The sequence below is a fragment of the Rhizobium sp. SEMIA4064 genome (assembly GCF_003025035.1).
Classification (GTDB): domain Bacteria; phylum Pseudomonadota; class Alphaproteobacteria; order Rhizobiales; family Rhizobiaceae; genus Rhizobium; species Rhizobium paranaense.
Genome location: NZ_PYJN01000019.1, coordinates 624,926 through 643,475, shown reverse-complemented (window position 1 = coordinate 643,475; position 18,550 = coordinate 624,926). Strand labels below are relative to the sequence as shown.

15 protein-coding genes are annotated in these 18,550 nt (G+C 59.6%); 6 read left to right on the top strand and 9 right to left on the bottom strand.

The genetic code is table 11. The annotated features are described in order from the left end of the window. Positions 1–39: 39 nt before the first annotated feature. The 4 genes from C9E91_RS16795 to C9E91_RS16780 form a co-directional block, all read right to left on the bottom strand. A complete protein-coding gene (locus C9E91_RS16795; RefSeq protein ID WP_107109389.1) occupies positions 40–3,198 on the bottom strand; it encodes an efflux RND transporter permease subunit in 3,159 nt (1,052 codons plus the stop codon). A 40-nt stretch (positions 3,199–3,238) separates the two neighbouring features. After that, positions 3,239–4,516 carry an efflux RND transporter periplasmic adaptor subunit gene (locus C9E91_RS16790; protein ID WP_107109388.1) on the bottom strand — a complete coding sequence of 426 codons (1,278 nt, stop codon included), beginning with the start codon at positions 4,514–4,516 and terminating at the stop codon, positions 3,239–3,241. A gap of 170 nt (positions 4,517–4,686) precedes the next feature. Beyond that, entirely contained in the window at positions 4,687–5,247 is a 561-nt protein-coding gene (locus C9E91_RS16785; protein WP_107109387.1) for a DedA family protein, read from the bottom strand. A 32-nt stretch (positions 5,248–5,279) separates the two neighbouring features. After that, positions 5,280–6,410, bottom strand: coding sequence for a calcium:cation antiporter (locus C9E91_RS16780; RefSeq protein ID WP_107109486.1), 1,131 nt, complete (start codon positions 6,408–6,410; stop codon positions 5,280–5,282). 959 nt (positions 6,411–7,369) lie between these two features. Here C9E91_RS16780 and C9E91_RS16775 point away from each other — a divergent pair. Next, the gene (locus tag C9E91_RS16775; protein WP_107109485.1) at positions 7,370–8,410 is read left to right on the top strand and encodes an MBL fold metallo-hydrolase; all 1,041 of its coding nucleotides are present in this window, start codon (positions 7,370–7,372) and stop codon (positions 8,408–8,410) included. Positions 8,411–8,453: 43 nt separating this feature from the next. Here the strand turns inward: C9E91_RS16775 and C9E91_RS16770 are convergent, their stop codons facing one another. Together C9E91_RS16770 and C9E91_RS16765 are read right to left on the bottom strand one after the other, a co-directional pair. Further along, complete coding sequence (locus C9E91_RS16770; RefSeq protein WP_107109386.1) at positions 8,454–9,344, bottom strand: amino acid ABC transporter substrate-binding protein; 891 nt, start codon at positions 9,342–9,344, stop codon at positions 8,454–8,456. Between the two features lie 120 nt (positions 9,345–9,464). Next, the gene (locus tag C9E91_RS16765; protein WP_107109385.1) at positions 9,465–10,325 is read right to left on the bottom strand and encodes a haloalkane dehalogenase; all 861 of its coding nucleotides are present in this window, start codon (positions 10,323–10,325) and stop codon (positions 9,465–9,467) included. 76 nt (positions 10,326–10,401) lie between these two features. Between C9E91_RS16765 and C9E91_RS16760 the strand changes: the two genes are divergently transcribed. Together C9E91_RS16760 and C9E91_RS16755 are read left to right on the top strand one after the other, a co-directional pair. Beyond that, positions 10,402–10,890 (top strand): MarR family winged helix-turn-helix transcriptional regulator, encoded by a 489-nt coding sequence (locus C9E91_RS16760; RefSeq protein WP_107109384.1) that lies wholly within the window; start codon positions 10,402–10,404, stop codon positions 10,888–10,890. A gap of 150 nt (positions 10,891–11,040) precedes the next feature. Further along, the gene (locus C9E91_RS16755) at positions 11,041–11,727 is read left to right on the top strand and encodes an isochorismatase family protein (RefSeq protein WP_107109383.1); all 687 of its coding nucleotides are present in this window, start codon (positions 11,041–11,043) and stop codon (positions 11,725–11,727) included. A 36-nt stretch (positions 11,728–11,763) separates the two neighbouring features. Here C9E91_RS16755 and C9E91_RS16750 read toward each other — a convergent pair whose 3' ends face one another. Next, on the bottom strand, positions 11,764–12,495 hold the full coding sequence (locus C9E91_RS16750; RefSeq protein ID WP_107109382.1) for a dienelactone hydrolase family protein: 732 nt from the start codon (positions 12,493–12,495) through the stop codon (positions 11,764–11,766). A gap of 212 nt (positions 12,496–12,707) precedes the next feature. Between C9E91_RS16750 and C9E91_RS16745 the strand changes: the two genes are divergently transcribed. Next, positions 12,708–14,237, top strand: a complete 1,530-nt coding sequence (locus tag C9E91_RS16745; protein ID WP_107109381.1) for a S10 family peptidase — start codon at positions 12,708–12,710, stop codon at positions 14,235–14,237. On the opposite strand, the gene C9E91_RS16740 is transcribed toward C9E91_RS16745, so the two are convergent. Next, positions 14,238–15,752, bottom strand: coding sequence for a mechanosensitive ion channel family protein (locus C9E91_RS16740; RefSeq protein WP_107109380.1), 1,515 nt, complete (start codon positions 15,750–15,752; stop codon positions 14,238–14,240). Between the two features lie 71 nt (positions 15,753–15,823). Beyond that, the gene (locus C9E91_RS16735) at positions 15,824–16,549 is read right to left on the bottom strand and encodes a FadR/GntR family transcriptional regulator (RefSeq protein WP_107109379.1); all 726 of its coding nucleotides are present in this window, start codon (positions 16,547–16,549) and stop codon (positions 15,824–15,826) included. 132 nt (positions 16,550–16,681) lie between these two features. Between C9E91_RS16735 and C9E91_RS16730 the strand changes: the two genes are divergently transcribed. Together C9E91_RS16730 and C9E91_RS16725 are read left to right on the top strand one after the other, a co-directional pair. After that, complete coding sequence (locus tag C9E91_RS16730) at positions 16,682–17,632, top strand: aldose 1-epimerase (protein ID WP_331371032.1); 951 nt, start codon at positions 16,682–16,684, stop codon at positions 17,630–17,632. Between the two features lie 28 nt (positions 17,633–17,660). Beyond that, on the top strand, positions 17,661–18,437 hold the full coding sequence (locus C9E91_RS16725; RefSeq protein ID WP_107109377.1) for an SDR family oxidoreductase: 777 nt from the start codon (positions 17,661–17,663) through the stop codon (positions 18,435–18,437). Positions 18,438–18,550 lie beyond the last annotated feature (113 nt).

Here is an 18,550-nt window from a genome sequence, read left to right as displayed (position 1 = left end):
GATCGGATAGTTACATCCGCATCCAGACAGCATCTGCCCTCAGTCCGCGGCTTGCGAAACCGGCTGCGTGACTGTTCGGCGTTTCCTATGTTCTTCGATACGCTGCAACACGACATAAAACGAGGGAACGAAAAGCACGGCAAGACAGGTCGAGGCGATCATGCCGCTGAAGACGGATATGCCGATCGACTTGCGGGCGGATGCGCCGGCGCCTGTCGCAAGTACCAGCGGCACGACACCGAGGATAAAAGCGAAGGATGTCATCAGGATCGGCCGGAAGCGCAAGCGTGCCGCCTCGACCGCCGCATCCAGAATTTCCATGCCTTGTTCGCGTTTCTCCCGCGCATATTCGACGATGAGAATAGCGTTTTTCGAGGCAAGTGCGATCAGCAGGATGAGGCCGATCTGCGTGTAGAGGTTATTGGCGACGCCGGCAGCGCTCAAAGCTGCCACCGTCCCAAGCAGGGCGAGCGGCACCGCCAGCAGCACCGCCAATGGCAGGATCCAGCTTTCATATTGGCCGGCGAGCACGAAATAGACGAGAAGCATGGCAAGGGCGAAGATGAAATAGATCTGACCGCCGACAGCCTTTTCCTGATAGGACAGGGCAGTCCATTCGAAGCCAGATCCGGGCGACAGCGTGCGGTCGGCGATCTGTTCCATGACATCGAGCGCCTGTCCGGAACTGAAGCCTTTGGCGGCTCCGCCGACGATCGTGGCGGTCGGATAGAGGTTATAGAGGCTGATGAGGGATGGGCCTTGCATGCTGGTGACATCTATCACCGTGCCGAGCGGCACCATGGTGCCGTCGCCGGCCCTGACCTTCAGGTTGCGGATATCGTCGGGGCGAACACGAAAATCGGGAGATGCCTGCACATAGACCTGGAAGGTGCGCCCGAATTTGTTGAATTGCGTCACGTAGCTTGATCCCACGTAACCCGAAAGCGCTGAGAAGACTTGTCCGACGGTCACGCCGAGCGTCTCCGCCTTGATGCGATCGACGGTAACGGAGAGCTGTGGAACATCAGCCCGGAAGGATGTGCTCAGCCGCTGCAGCGCCGACTGCGCATTGCCGTTCTTGACGATGGTATCGGCCAGACCCTGCAGCAGTGGAAAGTCGAAATTGCCGTTCCGGATCTCGACTTGCATGGTGAAGCCATTGGCATTGCCGATGCCCTGGATCGGCGGGGGCACGACCACCAGCGTCTTTGCCGTCAATATATTCTGCAGGGCGCCGTTCAGATGTTCGTAGATCGACAGCAGGTCCTGTCCCTTTTCCTTGCCGCGGATACCCCAATCCTTGAGGATGACATAGGCGACGCCGGCATTCGGCAGGCTCGCGCTGTTGTCGAGAATGGAAATGCCGCTGATGGTCAGCACCTGGTCGACGCCGGGCGTCTGTTGCGCAATCTTGCCGACCTGTTCCATGACTGCATCGGTGCGCTCCTTCGAGGCGCCGTCGGGAAGCTGGGCGTTGATCAGCACGTAGCCTTGATCCTCGACCGGCAGGAAGGCGGTCGGCAGGCGCGTGAGCCCCCACACGGCAACGCCAATCAGCGCCAAGGCAACGAGGACGGCAATGCCGCTATGATGAACCATGCCGCTGATTAGCCTGGCATAGGCATGTTCTGCCCGATCGTAGACCCTGTTGAAGCCGCGGTAGAAAAAGTTGCGCCTCTCGGGCGGCACAGGCGGGCGCAGCCAGAGTGCGCATTGCGTCGGCTTGAGCGTCATTGCATTGATGGCGCTGATGAAAGCGGTCGCGGCAATGACGAGTGCGAATTGCTTGTAAAGCTGGCCCGTCAGACCGGGGAGGAAGGCGGCTGGAATGAACACCGCCATCAGGACGAGTGTGATGCCGATAACGGGGCCGAACAGCTCGTCCATCGCTTTTTCGGCGGCCAGTCTGCCCGGCATTCCTCCCTCGATATGGCGGGTGACACCCTCCACGATGACGATGGCGTCGTCGACGACGATGCCGATGACAAGAACAATGGCAAACAGCGTCGAGAGGTTGACGGTGAAGCCGAGCGCCGCCATTGCCGCAAAGGCGCCGATGATCGTCACCGGAACGGTTGTCGCCGGCACGAGCATTGCGCGCCAATCCTGAAGAAAGACGAGGATGACGACGAGCACTAGGATGCCGGCTTCCACCAGCGTTATGTAAACTTCGTCGATCGAGGCCGTCACGAACTTGGTCGTGTCGAACGGAACTTGATAGGTAAGGCCTGGCGGGAAGCTCTTCGAGAGCTCTGCCATCTTGGCGGCGACGCTTTTCGCGACGGCAATGGCGTTTGCTTCCGGTAATTGGAAAATGCCGATGCCGGCTGCAGGGTGCCCGTTCTGCATGAAGGACTGGCTGTAAGTCTGGGCGCCGAGCTCGACGCGACCGATGTCGCGAATGCGCGTGATGCGTCCGCCATTCTGCTGGTCGACCTTGACGATGATATTCTCATAATCGATGGCGTCGTTCAGGCGCCCGCTGACGTTGAGCGTATATTGGAAATCCTGGCCGGGCGGCACGGGCGGTATGCCCACCTGACCGGCCGTCACTTCCTGGCTCTGTTGTTGCACGACGTTGATGATGTCCTGCGGCGTCAGGCCGCGCGCTTGCAGGAGGTCCGGGTTCATCCAGATGCGCATGGCATATTGGCCGGCGCCAAACACCGAGACATTGCCGACGCCGGGCAGGCGGGCCAGCTCGTTCTGCAGGTTGATCACGGCGTAGTTGGACAGGAAAAGGCTGTCATACCGGCTGTCCGGCGAGGTGAGGCTGACGAATTCGAGAATGGACGTCGATTTCTTCTGTGTCGTGACGCCCTGTAGCTGAACGGCTTGCGGCAGCGAAGGCATGGCTATGGCGACACGGTTCTGCACGAGGACCTGCGCCTGGTCGGCGTTCGTGCCGATTGCGAAGGTCACTATCAGGGAATAGGTGCCGTCGCTGGCGCTCGTCGACTGCATGTACAGCATATTCTGCACGCCGTTGACCTGTTGTTCGATCGGCAGTGCCACCGTATCGATGAGGGTCTTCGCGCTCGCGCCGGGATAACGCGTTGTCACCTGTACCGTCGGCGGGACGACATTTGGATATTGCGCGACCGGCAATTGGAAGAGCGCGACCGCGCCGATGAGGACGAAGACAAGCGCCAGAACGTTCGCGAGCACCGGCCGCTCGATGAAGAAGCGCGAAATCATGCTGTCCTCCTCGGATATTGGCGTGAGAACGAAAGCGAGTTCATGGCGTGTCGGACTTGGCCGTATCAGACTTTGTTGCGTCAGATTGGGTTGTGTCGGCCTTCTGCGCATCGGGCTTGGGCACATCGATTGCGAGCGCGCCATTGTTCGACGTGCTTGCTGCTGCGACCGCGTCCAGTGCGACTTTCTCCGGTGCGACCTTGTTGCCGGGGATGGCCTGTTGAATGCCTTCCGTCACCACCCAATCACCGGCGTCAAGCCCGGATTCGATGACGCACAGAGGCCCTTCGCGCTGGCCGGTCTTCACCAGCTTCTGCTCGACGGCGTCATCTTTTCCGACGACCAGCACGTAGCTGCCCTGCTGGTTGGTGCCGATTGCATCGTCCCGCACCAGCAGCGCCTTGTCGTCGTGCCCGACGGGAACGCGCACACGTACGAAAAGACCCGGGAGAAGGGCGCGTTCCTTGTTGTCGACGATGCCTCTCACGGACAGAGTGCCGGTGGAGGAATCGACCTGCGGCGCGGCATAATCGAGGTGACCCTTGAAGGGATAACCGGTCTCACTCTGCAGGCCGATTTCAAAGGGAATGGTCGGAAGGTCGGTTTGCCTGAAGGTGTGACCTTCTTTTGCCATGGCCTGCTTGATCATCAGCACCTGCGGCTCGCTGACGTTGAAGTTCACGTAGAGCGGGTCGGTTTGGACGATGGTCGCGAGCTTGGTCGGGCCGGACACGCCGACGAGCGCGCCGACATCGACGAGATGGGCGGTTACGATGCCATCAAAGGGTGCCAGCACCTTCGTATATCCGAGATTGATCACCGCAAGATCGAGACTCGCCTGGGCATTGAGGATGGTTGCGTTTGCCTGATCAAGCGTCGCCTTGGCGCTGTCGAGGGCCGTCTGCGTCGTGACGCTCTGCTTGCTGAGATTGAGCTGCCGCTGGTATTCCTGATTGGCACCGACCTGCGAGGCCTGGGCAGAGGCAAGGGTTGCTTGCGCCTGATCGACCTGGGCTTGGTAGGTATTGCGCTGAAGGCCGAAGAGCTGGGTATCCTTTGTCACCGGCATGCCATCCCGATAGTCGATCGACTCGACGAAGCCCTGGACGCGCGCTTCGATATCGACGGAATTGATTGCCGCGGTATTGCCCGTCAGTTCGAAATATCGGGTGACGGTCTGCTGCAATGGAAGCGCTACGCGCACCTTCGGCGGCGGCGGGGCAACATATGTATTGTTACTGCCGTCGCATGCTTGAAGGGAAATCGTGCTGAGAAGCACGACGCAAAATTGTAGACCTTGAGAAAATCCTCCACGCATTCCTGACACCCCCCATACTTGCGAGTTCCAGTCTTCATGCGCACCTCGCCGGCGGCCAAAAGGCGCCGATGGATCAAGGTATGTGACACTATGAAGCGGCATTGCTGAAAATTGCAATAGCCCCTTGATCTGCAATTCGTATGAGCTTCACCGGTGAAGGCCGACGCTGATTATGCAGGCCGGCGGCTCTTTCGGAATGTCATCATGATAAGAAGCAGGACGACAATGATCCCGGCGGCAATCAGGACGTGGTGGTGAAGCGGCAGATGGCCGAACGTCTGCTCGATGCCCTGTCCGAAGAGATAGCCTATTCCAGTGAAGAGCGATGCCCACACCAAGGCTGCGACGGCGTTGATCATGACGAATTTTATCGCTGAAACGCCGGACATTCCGATGGCGATGGGACTGATCGCTCTCAAACCATAGATGAACCGGAAGGAAAAGATGAAGCCGGTGGGATGGCGCTCCAGAAGATGCGTGACGCGTGCGAATGCCGGTTTCGCGATGATTTTCTGGACGCGCGGATAGTGCCGGGCATAGCGGCCGATGAAGAAGAGCGTCTGGTCCGCGATAAAGGAACCGGCGCAGGCGGCCCCGGCAGCGTCCCAATAGGTCATGAGGTGGCGATGCGAAAACACACCGCCCAGGATCACCATGGTCTCCCCTTCGATGGCGGCTCCCAGGAAAATTGCCAGCAGGCCATATCTTGCGATCAGAAGCTCGATGGTCATGTGGGTGGCCCTGGACCAGGATGATGTCAACCTTACTGCTGAAAGATGAGCAGCACGTAAGACAGGAAAAGGACGAGGTGAACGGCACCCTGCATGACATGGGTCCGGCCGCTGGAGAAGGTGATGATGCTGACGGCAAGCGTCAGGATGAGCATAACGAGATCGCCGCCTTCAAGTCCCAATGTCACGGGATGCGCATAGAGATGACTGACGGCGAGCATGGCTGGGACGGTTATCCCGATCGTCGAGAGGACCGAACCCAGGAAGATATTGATCGAACGCTGCAAGTGGTTGGCGGCGGCGGCGCGCACGGCGCTGATGGCTTCCGGTGTGGCGACCAGCACGGCCATGACGACACCTCCGAAGGCGACAGGGGCGCGCAAGGTTTCAATCACGTAATCGATCGGCTTGGCGAGTTCTTCGACCAGGAAGACCACCGGCCCCATATAAGCGAACAGCATAACGGTATGATACCATATCGCCTTGCGGCCGGGACGGACGGCTCGTTTGACGGGTGCTTCGCCCTCCTCGGCAAAAAAATGGTGATGACGGCCCGCCTGAAGCATCAGGAATATGCTGTAGAGGCCGACTGACATGATTCCGAGCACCACCTGTCTCGGCGTGGAAGGATGCGGGCCTCCGGTGCCGTATAGAAAACTTGGCAAGATCAGGCTTAGCGTCGCCAGAGGCACGATAAGGCCGAGATAGGCGTTGGCGCCCTGCAGATTGTGGGACTGCTCCGGTCGGCGCCAGCCGCCGAACAGCAGCGATAATCCCACCATGCCGTTGAGGATGATCATGATCACCGCAAAAAGCGTATCGCGGGCAAGGGTAGGATTGTTCTCGCCGTGGATCATGACGGCGGAAATGGCCATCACTTCGATCGAAGTAATAGCGAGCGTCAGGATCAATGTGCCGTAAGGCTCCCCAAGTCGTTCCGCGAGGTGGTCGGCATGGCGGACAACCGAAAGCGCGGAACCAAGCACGGCGGCAAAAAGCCCGAAGAAAGTTATTGCGAGCCAAACCGGGTCCGACAATTGCCGAAACAGGTCATCTTCGGAGCTGATGATCACCAGGCAGGTCAGAATGCTGATCGCCAGAAACCATTCCTCGCGGAAAATACGGGTCAGCCCGCGCGGACGGAATGCCAGACTGTCCGTCATCGGAATGACGGCTCTGCGGAAAATTGTAGCTGCGAAGCGATAGTCGATGCCATCATGTCCCCCCAACCCACGTTGCCGGATGCCTACAAACAGCGTGAAGCGTATCGCCTGAGTTCAAAATTCTACACGTCTTTGCCGCTTTCTGCGAGATCGGCCATTGATCCGCCGATCAAGGCGCGTGCCGGCAACTGCATCGCGGTAGATCATGCCCCTTGATGTGGCGGTTGTCTTCTCCGCAAAAAGGGCGAAGAGCGGCGTGATGTCCCGCCCGTAGGACTCGAGGATTGCCACAGCTTTTTCATGCGCACCGTACCGCATTGGTCGGAACTGACCTCGTGCGGTTCGAATAGTCCTGATTTATTACCGCCGCTCCCTTCTCATATCTGAGGGAGCTTTCCCCCCTTGCCCCGCCTCATCCGATTGGCGGGGCTTTTTCATTGGGCGGCACACAATGCTTTCATCTACATGTCAGATGATAGTGTAATATCGCTCTATGCTGTCACATAGGCGATAAATTTAGGTAAATTTATTTAGCTATTGACGATATTTGATTATCGTTTAACTTCAATTCGTTGGATATTTGACGCCCGCCTGTCACCGCTTAGCAGGTGGGCGCTTTTTTGTTTTATGGGCGCGCGAAAGTATTATGATATTATCATGATAATTCTTGAAGCACCTCTCTATCCCCGCCAAAGTGGCGGGGTTTTCTTTGCCGATCGTTGCAATTCGGTCATGCCGGCAGATTCGATGACGACTGTTTTTGCCACCTCATTCAAAGTCCTGCTCGGCTTCCCTTAAGTTAAGCGCGTTCCTGCAAGAGAAAATCCAAGCATCAGTGCAACGCTTTCTCCGGGAAGATTTCCGTCATCGTTTGTCGTTGCCTAAATTACTAAAACGGACAATAACTATACCAAGGAAAAGATTTGATCCTGGGCAAGACTTGCGCAAGGGAGCCGCAGATGATCTTTCGCCAGCTCTTCGACAGTGTATCCGGCACCTACACTTACCTCATCGCCAGCCGGCGGGGCGGCGAGGCGCTCATCATCGATCCCGTGCTCGAGAAAGTCGATCGCTATCTGCAGCTCGTGCATGAGCTTGACCTCAAGCTGGTCAAGGCCGTGGATACGCATTTGCATGCCGACCATATCACCGGATTGGGTGCGCTGCGCGACCGCACCCATTGCATAACAGTGATGGGTGAGCAGACCCTTGCCGATGTCGTTTCCATGCGCGTGGCGGAAGGCGATCGGGTCTCTATCGAAGGTTTGAGCCTCGACGTGCTCTATACGCCGGGCCACACCGACGATTCCTATTCCTTCCTGATGGGCGGCCGTGTGTTCACGGGCGATACGCTCCTCATTCGCGGCACCGGCCGCACCGATTTCCAGAACGGCAATCCGCTTCAGCAGTACGATTCGATCTTCAACAAGCTTCTGAAATTGCCGGACGAGACGCTGGTCTATCCGGCCCATGACTATAAAGGCGATACCGTTTCAACCATCGGCGAGGAGAAGATGTTCAATCCACGCCTCAAGGTTCGGTCGGCCGACGAGTATGCCGACCTCATGAACAATCTGAAACTTCCCAACCCGAAGATGATGGATGTGGCTGTGCCGGCCAATGTGCATGTCGGCTTTCATCAGGATGAGATCGCGCGCAAAGGCTGGGCCGTCTCGGCGGCCGAGGCACTGGCGTTGCGCGGCCGTCCGGATATCGCGATCGTCGATCTGCGGGAGAGGGGCGAGCGCGAAAAGCACGGAACGATCCCAGGCTCGCTGCACGCACCCTATCCGGATTTGCTGGAAAACCTCAGCGACGGCGGCATGCTGCATGAGTTGGCAGCGGCCACTGGCAAGCGGATCGTGTTCTATTGCGCCTTCGGCGAGCGCTCGGCGATGGCCGTACAAGCGGCCCAGGACGCTGGCCTGACAACCGCCTGCCACATCGAGGGCGGCATCGCCGCCTGGAAAAAAGCGAATGGACCGGTGGCCACGCTGTAGGTGAGCACCATGGAGGTGCTTGCCGTTCAGACGACGGCTGGCCCTATTGCGGAACGGACTGCATCAATATTTCGCTACGCAGAATAGGCGCCTCGTCTCCGAAATAGGTCTTCAGCAATTTCGGAAAATCATCGGATTGATAGAATGCGGTGAGCGCCTGGTCGACGAGAAGGCGGAAAGCGGAATCGTCGCGCCGTAATGCGATGCCATAGGGTTCATGCGTGAACAGGCGGTTGCCGATCGCGAGGGCCGAAGGATTGCGCGCATGAGCGGCGAGGCTGATCAGAAGGATCCGGTCGGCGAAATAGGCGTCGATCCGATGGTCTTCGAGGGCTTTGAGCCCGTCCTGATGCGTCGCGAAATCGGCGACCCGGGTCTTCGGTACATCGGGACCGAGCGCTTCTCGTAGCGTCGCGCCGGTGGTCGTGTCGGAGCGGACGCCGATGGTGCTCGCTGAGGGGGATCGCGCGTCGACCGCACGAACGGGGCGCTTGTCGAGGAAGAGTATCTGCAAATATTCGGGCGAATCCTTGCGCAGCAGCGCGCTCGCACCAGTCAGGAAGATCGGCTGGGAGAAATCGACGCTTTCGCGCCTAGCGAGATTGATTGTAGTGGCGCCGCAGAGAAGGTCGATCTGGCCGTTTTTCACCGCGTTGAAGCCGTCGGCAAGTGTGGTTTCGACATATTCCCGCTTGGCGTCGGGAACATTGCGGCCGATTTCATCGGCGATCTTGCCGCAGAGATCGATGGCGTATCCCGTGGGGCTGCCGTCCTTTTTCTGGAAAGAGAACGGTGCCTCGTCGGCAATATAACCGATCCTCACGGCTCCCTTCTGAGCGATAAGGTCGAGCGCTTGCGCAGCGGCGGCTATGTATGCCGAGACGCAAAGGATGAGGCCTGCCAGAACCGGTCGTCTCATGCATTTCGCCAGCATGATCTTCATCTCCGAAAGAATGTGGGATCACAAGCGCTTAGGCGGAGATTATGGTCTGGGTGTCATTTGTCAACGATGGATTGTTTTTGAAAAGTTTCGCCGCAAGCGAGAGCGGATCTCCTAGCGTAGTTGGTGGCGATCCACCCATCGGGAAATGGCGGTGGCAATTGCCTGGGGTTGATCCTCTGGCGCGACATGGCGGGCCGGGCCGCAATTTTCGATATCCAGATTGGCGACGTTCGCTTGGCACCAGGCCGTCATCTTCTCCCCAATCAATAGGGTTTCTGCCGGGCCGTCGAAGGTTAGAAGCAGTTTCGGGACATCCGCGCTCGCCGCCAGCCAGGCGTCATAGGCTTCGATCCGGGTGACCACATCGGCGGGTTCGCCTTCGATCGGCATTGCGCGCGGCCATTCCAATAGCGGTCGCCGGCTTTCGCGGGTTGGGTAGGGGGCGCGATAGATAGCATGATCCTCGTCGCTCAATCCATTGAGGACGGTAGCCGGCAGCGCCTGCTCGATGAAGAAATTCTCGTCAAGAACCTTGGCCTCGCCGGTGGCCGGCGAGCGCAGCGCCTCATAACGCGGTCGCGCGTTCGGCAGGTTGTCCCAGGTCAGCGGTCGCATGATGGTTTCCATGAACGCGATGCCGCGCACCCGGTGGGGATTGCGGGCTGCCCAGTCGAAGGCCAACGCGCCACCCCAGTCGTGGCCAACCAGCACGACGCCGGTAAGTTCAAGTACGTCGAACCAGGCGTCGAGATAGCGGGCGTGATCGGCGAAGCGGTAGGGGATATCCGGTTTGCCCGAGCGGCCCATGCCAATGAGATCGGGCGCGAGACGGCGTGCGGGTGCCCCGATGTTCGGAGAGACATGTCGCCAGAGATGGGAGGAGGTGGGATTGCCGTGGAGAAAGACGAAGGGTGTTCCAGTCCCTGCATCCTCACAGAAGATCGTTGAATCCAGCACATTGATGGAGGGCATATGGGGTATCCTCTCTTCAGCGGAAATGGTAAGGTGCCTGTCTATCTATCATAATAGTCAGGAGCCTGTCTACATCATGGAAAAATGCGCTCCCTCTCATCCGCCCCTCGGCTTATTACTGCGCCTCATGCATCAGCATTGGACACAGGCTGTCGAAGCGGCGCTGGAAGAAGCCGGGTTCGGCGATATTCGTCCATCGCATGCCAACGTCTTTACCTTTGCCCGCCCAGAGGGCATTCAGGTCAGCGAACTCACCAAGCTCGCCCATGTGCGCAAGCAGACGATGACGCAGGCGGTCGAGGAACTCGAACGGTTGGGCTATGTCGAGCGCCGCCCAGACCCCAACGACCGACGCGGGCGGCTGGTGTTCCTCACCGAACGCGGTAAGGGCGTGCGGCCGATCGCCATGGCGACCGGTCGTCTGGTTGACGAACGCTGGGCGGAAATTGCCGGCTCGGAAGAGATCGAACAGATCAAGAATGCTTTACAAAGATTGCTCGGCAAGCTGCAGCGCGGCGACACCACGATCGGGCCTGGAGAACATGGGGAACAGGCCGGCTCCTAAGTCGGTCGTCCGCATCAAGTTCCCGCCTTCGGATGTTCCGTCCGACAACGCCGGGATCACGAAGAGTTTCGTTATCAATCTCCGAGGTTTGACCTATCTAGGTTGCAGCGTCGGGCCAACGGAACCTATGGAGTTCAGAAGAGCGATTTCATGAGACATATCGGTAGTATGGTGCAAAAGGCAGCCTTCGCTTTCGGCATTGGCTTCATTGCTTTGAGCGTGGCCATCGGCCCCTTCGGCACAACGCCGGCTTCCGCCCAGACCATCATCGACGATTGGCAGAAGGTGAAGCCGCCGGCGGCGCCGGAATTGAAGCCGGTGACAGTCGATCCCAAGACGACGGCGTTGCTGATCCTCGATTTTAACGGCGCGCAGAACCCGGCCAAGGGGCCGTGCAACAAGAACACCAAACCGCGTTGCCTCGCCTCCGTGCCGAAGGTCAAGACGCTGCTCGATGAGGCCCGTAGCAAGGACGTGCTCGTGGTCTATAGCCTCGCCGGTGCGGGCGAACCCCAGGACATCGCCACGGATCTTGCGCCGCTGGCAAGCGATCCGATCGTCAAGTCTGGTCCCGACAAGTTCATCGGCACCAATCTCCGCAACATACTCGCCGATAAGGGCATCAAGACCGTGATCGTCACCGGCACGGCGTCCGAAGGCGCAGTTCTTGATACGGCAACCGATGCGGCGCTGAACGGGATGAACATCATCCTTCCCGTCGACGGTATGTCGTCCACCGAGCTCTACGGCGAGCAATATGTCGCCTGGCACATGGTCAATGCGCCAGGCGTTTCACAGAAGACGACGCTGACCAAGATCGACATGATCAAGTTCTGACAGCCGCCTTCCTCTCTTGGGAAAAGGGAGCTGACATCAAGCCAGCGTCTCTTGGAAGTGATTCAACAGGCGCTTCCAGTGCCGTTCGGCGCCGGTCTTGTCATAGACGCCGTGGTCGGGAACGGTCCAGCCATGGGCCATGCCGACATAGTTCTCGATCAGATGGTCCACACCGCCTGTGCGGAGCGCTTCGGCGAGGCGAGCGGATTGCTCTGGCGGGAAGCTGTTGTCGACGCCGGCAACGCCGATATAGACGCGGCCCTTGATATCGGCGGCCAGGCGATGCGGGCTATCTGCCGCGTCGCTGGCAAGATTGCCGCCGTGGAAGGTAGCGGCGGCGGCGATGCGGTCGGAATAGGCGGCGGCTGCCGTCAGTGCGCGGGCGCCGCCCATGCAATAGCCGACGGTGCCGACCGGTCCGGTGGCGCCGGCTGCTGTCAGCGCGTCGAGGAAGGCGGCACTGTCGCGCTTGGTCATCTCCTGCGACGTGCCGCGCAGCATCGCCATGATCACTTCGCGGGAGGCCGGATCACCGAAGGCCGTACCGTCGAACGGGCCATAGGCGCCGAAGCGATAGAACAGATCGGGCAGCAGCACGATATAGCCGCCATCGGCCAGCCGCTGCGCCATGTCGTAGAGCGCTGGGCGCGGACCCATGGCATCCATATAGAAGATGATGCCGCGCTCGGCGGAGGCGCCGTTGTCGGGGCGGAAGATGGCGGCTTTCGCCACACCATCGGCGGCGTTGATTTCAATATCGTGTTTCATCATCAAATTCCTTGCGGTCTGGTTTGAATGTTCGTTTCCCCGAGGCGGCACTTTGGCAAATGGCCTGATGGCGCTCAATGGCCTTTTGCTTTCAAAGGGATGCGGCAGGCGGATCGACGATCAACATCTCTTGAGTTTCCGCCTTCGCTGTCGGTGGAATAGTATCCGAAGCGACGGCGTCGATACGCGGGGCCGATGGAGGATGCGTTCCCATGTCTTTTCGCCAGTTCGTTCCGAGCCTTGCGCTGGTCTTTTCTCTCGTCTCGACGCTCGCCCTTGCCGCGCCGCCGGAACAGGGGCACTCCGGCGGAGGAGGTGGTGGCGGCGTTCTCTCCTTGTTGCCATCGGATGCGGTTAGCGATCATGTGCTGAATGCCGATGGTAAAAGCATTCCCTATACGGCGACGGCGGGAACGCTGGATCTCTTCGGCCAGGATGGCGAACGCACGGCAGCAATCTTCTATACCGCCTATGTCGCCAAGAATCGGGATGCCGGCAGGCCGATCACCTTCGTCTTCAATGGCGGCCCGGGCGCCGCCTCGGCCTTTCTCAGTCTTGGATTGGTCGGACCGCGCATTCTCGATTTCGGCCCCAGCGGGCGCGACGGTGCCAATGCCAAACTGGTCGACAATCCCCATAGCTGGCTGAATTTCACCGACCTTGTCCTGATTGATCCGGTCGGCACCGGCTGGAGCCGAACGGTCAAGCAGGATGATGCCAATGAGTTCTACAATATGCGCGGAGATGCCGAGAGCCTTGCGAAGGCGATCGCGCTTTATATCGCCCACAACGGACGCGCCGCCTCGCCGAAATATATTCTCGGTGAAAGTTATGGCGGGCTGCGCGCGGCGAAAGTCGCCACCAGCCTGCGGCAGGATCAGGGCATCCTGATTTCCGGTATCGTCATGCTGTCGCCGCTGATTGAAGGGCGGCTCGTCTTCGGAGCGAACGACTTAGCGCTTGGCGCGGCGCTCGAACTGCCGTCGCTTGCGGCCGCCGAACTGGAGCGGAAAAATGCCTTCAGCGAGCAGGCGGTCGAAGACGCCCAGAAATTTGCTCTGCACGAATATCTTCCAACGCTCGCAGGTCCGCCCCCGACCGGCGATGCGGGGCGCACTTTTTACGATCACGTTGCCAAGCTGACCGGCATTCCCGAAGATATCGTGGCCAAGAACCAGGGCTTTCTCAGCGGGGTGTATCAGAAACATTCCGATGGTGACGGCGCCGATATCGTCAGCTCCTACGACGCTTCGTTCCTGGCGCCGGACCCTTATCCGGAATCGGAAGCCGGCCGCAGTGATGATCCCGTCCTCGACGGCTTCGTTCGGGCCTATGGCGGTGCCTTTTCGAGCTATGCGCGTGACGAACTCGGCTTTCATACCGACATGACCTACAATCTGCTGTCGAGTTCGGTGAACGAGCATTGGAACTGGGGCGGCCGTAACGGCGGTTCGCGCCTCCATGCAAGCGCGACGGATGACATCAAGGAGATGCTGACCCTCGTTCCGTCTTTCCGGCTGCTGGTGGCGCAGGGCTATAGCGACCTCATCACACCCTTCAGCGTCAACAAATATGTGCTCGATCATATGCCGCCGGCCTTTGCCGACCGCGTGGCGTTGAAGCTCTATCGCGGCGGGCACATGTTCTACACGCGGCCGACATCGCGCGAACAATTCACCGCAGACGCCAGAACATTCTTCACGGCGCCGCCTGTGACGATACCTCCGACGCAGTCCAACTAACTAATCGTGTTGTAGCTGAAACAGATGCTTGATGCGCGAGGTCAGCGTACCGATCGGTGCGCCGTTGACCAACATGTCGCTGCTGCTGAAGAGATGGCGTTCGGCTTCGATGCGCTTCGACATGATCGTCCCTAGCTCTTCGGCGATGGAAGGACGGTCGTGCAGCAGAGGCGATAGGCAATCCTCGCCGATCTCGTAGGTCACCACGAAGGTCAGCGCGCGGATCGTGCCGACTTCGCCGGACCCCATCAGCAGGCCGCCTTCGCCGAAATAGTCGCCGGGAGCGAGCCGCGTCAATTCGATCTGCCGCTGCGCCTCTCGGCGGGTGACGCTGACAACGCCCGAACGCACGATGGTCAGCGCGCGCAGCAGCGAATCCTGTTCGGCGATGACGGAATCCTTGTGATAGGTGCGGCGCTGCATACGCGACGCCAGATGCTCCTTCTCATCCTCGGTGAGCGAGGAGAACAGCGGAATATTGTTGAGCAGCCGCCACGGCGTCCCGGGATGCTGGGCGGCATTGGCCGCCTCGGCCTGAGATTCCGACGGCATGGTGATCGCGTCGGGTGGGCCCGCGAGCTTCAACCCGCCTGCTTTGGAATGACGATAGATGAGGTCGTTGATCTCATTCTTGGCGGCCGTCATCTGCGATATGTCACGGATGCGGAAATTGAGCTGCAATTCGACAGCCTGCCCGTCGATCGAATTGATCATCACGCTGGGCTCGGGCGTCTTCTGGATCGTGTTGCAACTGATCAGCACGTTGCGCATGACATCGGCGATGACCTTCGGCTGCGTGGTCGGCTGGAGGCGGACGGTGATGGTGACGCCGTGGCTTTCGTCCGGGCTTGAGAGATTGGTGATCCGGCTTTTGGCAAGGGCGCTGTTCGGGATGACGACGAGGTCGTTGGTGCCGCTCAGCAGATGCGTGGCCCGCCAGTTGGTCTCGACGACGCGGCCCTGGACGTCATTGTCGAGCACCACCCAATCGCCCACGGAATAGGGCCTGCCGAGATTGAGCGCGATGCCGGAGAAGACGTCGCTAAGGGTGCTCTGCAGCGCAAGACCGAGAATGATGGCGAAGACGCCCGAGGTCGCGATCAGCGTTCCCACCGGTACGCTGAAGACATCGGCGACCACGGAGAGTGCCGCGCCGAGATAGATCACGCCAACGACCAGATCCTGCAGCAGCCTTGCTTCGCGTGGCTTGCGCTCAAAGATCAGGAACAGGCGCACGAAGGCGACCAGCACCCAGGCGCCGTTGATCCACCAGACGATCTTGGCAAAGCCCGTGAAGACCCGCAACGTCACCGTGTCCTGCGGCTGCGGCGGGGTCGGCTCGTAGGGAATGATGCCATGATAGAGCAGAAGCGCGGTCAGGCTGATGAAAAATGCAATCTGTCCGATCAACCGTCCGGCGCGCCGGTGGCGGAGCAGGTAGCGGCTGATGAATGTGCCGATGACCACCAAGATGCAGAACTGGACGATCGGATCGGCGAGAAGCGCAATGGACATGAGGACTTGGCCGCGTTCAGTCTTTCGGGTGGCCGGTAAATTGGCATGAACTTGGCCGCAATACCATACGGCTAACTCCGGGCTTTCCTTAACGCATACGAAATCTCCTCGCGGGCAACGCCGATCAGGCGCTCCATGGCGCTGCGGGCCTCGTCCGGGCGGCGCATGCGGATGGCTTCCAATACGTCCTGATGCATGGCGATCGCCTGTTCATGCGACGGGCTGGCACGGTTGGTCAGGCGGAAGCTGGCGAGCAGTGCTGCGCGGATGGCGGTGGCGAATTGCAGATAGACCCAATTGCCGCTGGCGCGGATGATCGCGGTGTGAAATTCGAGATCGGCCCGGCTCCAGGCCTCGCTGTCGCGGGCATTGGCCTCCACCATCTCCTCGAAGGCTTTCGATATGCGGAATAGGTGGTGAGCATCGGCGTTGGCGGCGGCTTGGGCAGCGGCGGCGGGTTCCAGCAATTGACGGGCCTCGATCAGCGAGGCGTGAAAACGCTCGTCATTGCCGAGCCGCAGGGTGGCGTCGAGCACGAGCGGATCGAGATAGTTCCAGTTTTCCCGCGGCAGCACGGTGGTGCCGGCGCGGGTACGCGAGCGGATCATGCCGAGGGCCGCCAGATATTGCATGGCTTCGCGCAGGCTCGTGCGGCTGACACCGAATTGCTCGGTCAGCTCCGTCTCGTTCGGCAGCGTCGATCCTTCCGCCATTTCGCCAGAGATGATCTTGTCGATGAAGCGCTGCAGCAGCGCTTCGCGCACGCTGCGCTTGCCGCCCTCCGAAAGCCCGGGCATTGCCGCAGTCAATTTTCCCCTTGTTTTGCCGCCGCTCACGCCGCCTCTCCGGTTGTTCCCTACGCGATCACCAAGCACGGCGATCCCAACGCGGACTCTATATAAATACTACCTATGTTGACAATAAATATGATGAAAACTACCGTCCCTGCCGAGTTCACCCATGCACATGGAGGACAAGGGCTGGAGATGACGGTGGTGGAGCTCACGGGCAGCAGCTTGACCGCACGGCTTTCCACACGCGGCGGCATCGTGCTGGGCCTCTGGTGGGAGAGAAACGGCATGCGTCTGCCATTGCTGCGTGAAGCGCGATCCGATGACGCAGATGCGCTCTCCTCCGCTTGCTATCCGCTCGTTCCCTTCGGCAACAGGGTGATGGGCAATCGCTTCACTTTCCGCGGCAAGGACTATGTCCTCAAGCCCAATACGGACTGGGATTCTCACTATCTGCATGGCGAAGGCTGGCAATCCGAATGGGCTGTTCTCAGCCGAAGCGGCAGCGAGGTAGAATTCGGCTTTTCGCATGAAGGTGATGGCACGCCCTACGTCTATGAGGTGCGGCAACGCTTCGCCATTCGTGACGATCGCTTCGACATGCATCTTCACGTCAGAAATCTTGGAGCGGAGGCGCTTCCTTTCGGCCTGGGTTGGCATCCCTACTTCCCAATGACACCTGCCACGACCCTCAAGGCGCCGGCGCGGCGGTTCTGGACGGAAGTGGAGGGCTGGTTGCCGGGAGAGGCGGCGGATATTCCCGGCGACCTCGATTTCGCAACAGCGCGCGGATTGCCGCATCGCTGGGTCAATAACGGTTTCGAAGGATGGAACGGTGTCGCGGAGATCGCCTGGCCCGAGCATGATGCGCGGCTGCATCTGACGGCGGACCGGCGGCTCAAGCACTATTTCATTTTCATTTCGGATGCCGGCTTCGATCCGGGTTTCCAGCGCGACTATTTCTGTTTCGAACCGATGTCGCATCTCGCAAACGGCCAGAACCTGCCGGACCTCGGCGATCTCACCGTGCTGGAGCCGGGCGAGGCGATGACGGCTGGCCTGCAATTGCGCCCGGAAACGATCGCCTAGCGGTTTTCAGTTCAAGAAAGGGACCCCCATGAGCAACCGCCTTTCGGGCAAGCGTATCCTGATCACCGGCGCGGCGCAGGGTATCGGCCTTGCGATTGCCAAGGCCTGTGCTGCGGAAGGTGCGGCCCTATTCCTGATCGATATGGACGACGCATTGTTGACGCGCGAGGCGGAAGCGTTGAAGGCGGCGGGTGCTGTGCTCGGCTATGCGGCGGCTGACATAACTGACGCCGCAAAGATCGAGGCTGTGGTGGCGCAGGCGGGCAGGGAGATTGGTCAACTCAATGCACTGATCAACAATGCCGGCGTGAATGTTTTCTCCGAACCGCTGGCGACGACCGATGAGGAGTGGCAGCGCTGTTTCGACATCAATCTCAAGGGGGCTTGGAATTGCTGCAAGGCAGTGCTGCCCGGCATCATTGCAGGGGGCGGTGGTGCGATCCTCAACATTGCCTCCACGCATGCTTTCACCATCATCCCGCAAACCTTTCCCTATCCGCTTGCCAAGCATGCCCTGCTCGGCATGACAAAATCGCTGGGGCTCGAATATGCGGCTAGGGGTGTCAGGGTGAACGCGCTGGCGCCGGGCTATGTCGCGACGCAGAAGGTCATCGACTATTGGAACAGCTTTCCCGACCCTGAAGCCGCCAGGGCGGAAACGATGCGGCTGCATCCGGGCGGACGCATCGCGACACCGGAGGAGATCGCGCTCGCCGCCGTTTTCATGATTTCCGACGAATGCCCCTTCATGAATGCCACCTGCCTGACCGTCGATGGCGGTTTAAGCGTGCAGCAGCATCCTTGATTTCGAAACGCTGCAGTGCATAAGGTCGCAGCCGCTTTATCTCCCCGGATAAGGCTTGATATTTAGATGACGGTTATCATCTTACATCTGTCATTTCATCTTGCTATCTGCTT

Excerpts from the sequence above, each read along its gene's own strand:
- C9E91_RS16795 (WP_107109389.1), bottom strand. The coding sequence starts at position 3,198 with ATGATTTCGCGCTTCTTCATCGAGCGGCCGGTGCTCGCGAACGTTCTG.
- C9E91_RS16790 (WP_107109388.1), bottom strand. The coding sequence starts at position 4,516 with ATGCGTGGAGGATTTTCTCAAGGTCTACAATTTTGCGTCGTGCTTCTC.
- C9E91_RS16785 (WP_107109387.1), bottom strand. The coding sequence starts at position 5,247 with ATGACCATCGAGCTTCTGATCGCAAGATATGGCCTGCTGGCAATTTTC.
- C9E91_RS16780 (WP_107109486.1), bottom strand. The coding sequence starts at position 6,410 with ATGACGGACAGTCTGGCATTCCGTCCGCGCGGGCTGACCCGTATTTTC.
- C9E91_RS16775 (WP_107109485.1), top strand. The coding sequence starts at position 7,370 with ATGATCTTTCGCCAGCTCTTCGACAGTGTATCCGGCACCTACACTTAC.
- C9E91_RS16770 (WP_107109386.1), bottom strand. The coding sequence starts at position 9,344 with ATGCTGGCGAAATGCATGAGACGACCGGTTCTGGCAGGCCTCATCCTT.
- C9E91_RS16765 (WP_107109385.1), bottom strand. The coding sequence starts at position 10,325 with ATGCCCTCCATCAATGTGCTGGATTCAACGATCTTCTGTGAGGATGCA.
- C9E91_RS16760 (WP_107109384.1), top strand. The coding sequence starts at position 10,402 with ATGGAAAAATGCGCTCCCTCTCATCCGCCCCTCGGCTTATTACTGCGC.
- C9E91_RS16755 (WP_107109383.1), top strand. The coding sequence starts at position 11,041 with ATGAGACATATCGGTAGTATGGTGCAAAAGGCAGCCTTCGCTTTCGGC.
- C9E91_RS16750 (WP_107109382.1), bottom strand. The coding sequence starts at position 12,495 with ATGAAACACGATATTGAAATCAACGCCGCCGATGGTGTGGCGAAAGCC.
- C9E91_RS16745 (WP_107109381.1), top strand. The coding sequence starts at position 12,708 with ATGTCTTTTCGCCAGTTCGTTCCGAGCCTTGCGCTGGTCTTTTCTCTC.
- C9E91_RS16740 (WP_107109380.1), bottom strand. The coding sequence starts at position 15,752 with ATGTCCATTGCGCTTCTCGCCGATCCGATCGTCCAGTTCTGCATCTTG.
- C9E91_RS16735 (WP_107109379.1), bottom strand. The coding sequence starts at position 16,549 with ATGCCCGGGCTTTCGGAGGGCGGCAAGCGCAGCGTGCGCGAAGCGCTG.
- C9E91_RS16730 (WP_331371032.1), top strand. The coding sequence starts at position 16,682 with ATGAAAACTACCGTCCCTGCCGAGTTCACCCATGCACATGGAGGACAA.
- C9E91_RS16725 (WP_107109377.1), top strand. The coding sequence starts at position 17,661 with ATGAGCAACCGCCTTTCGGGCAAGCGTATCCTGATCACCGGCGCGGCG.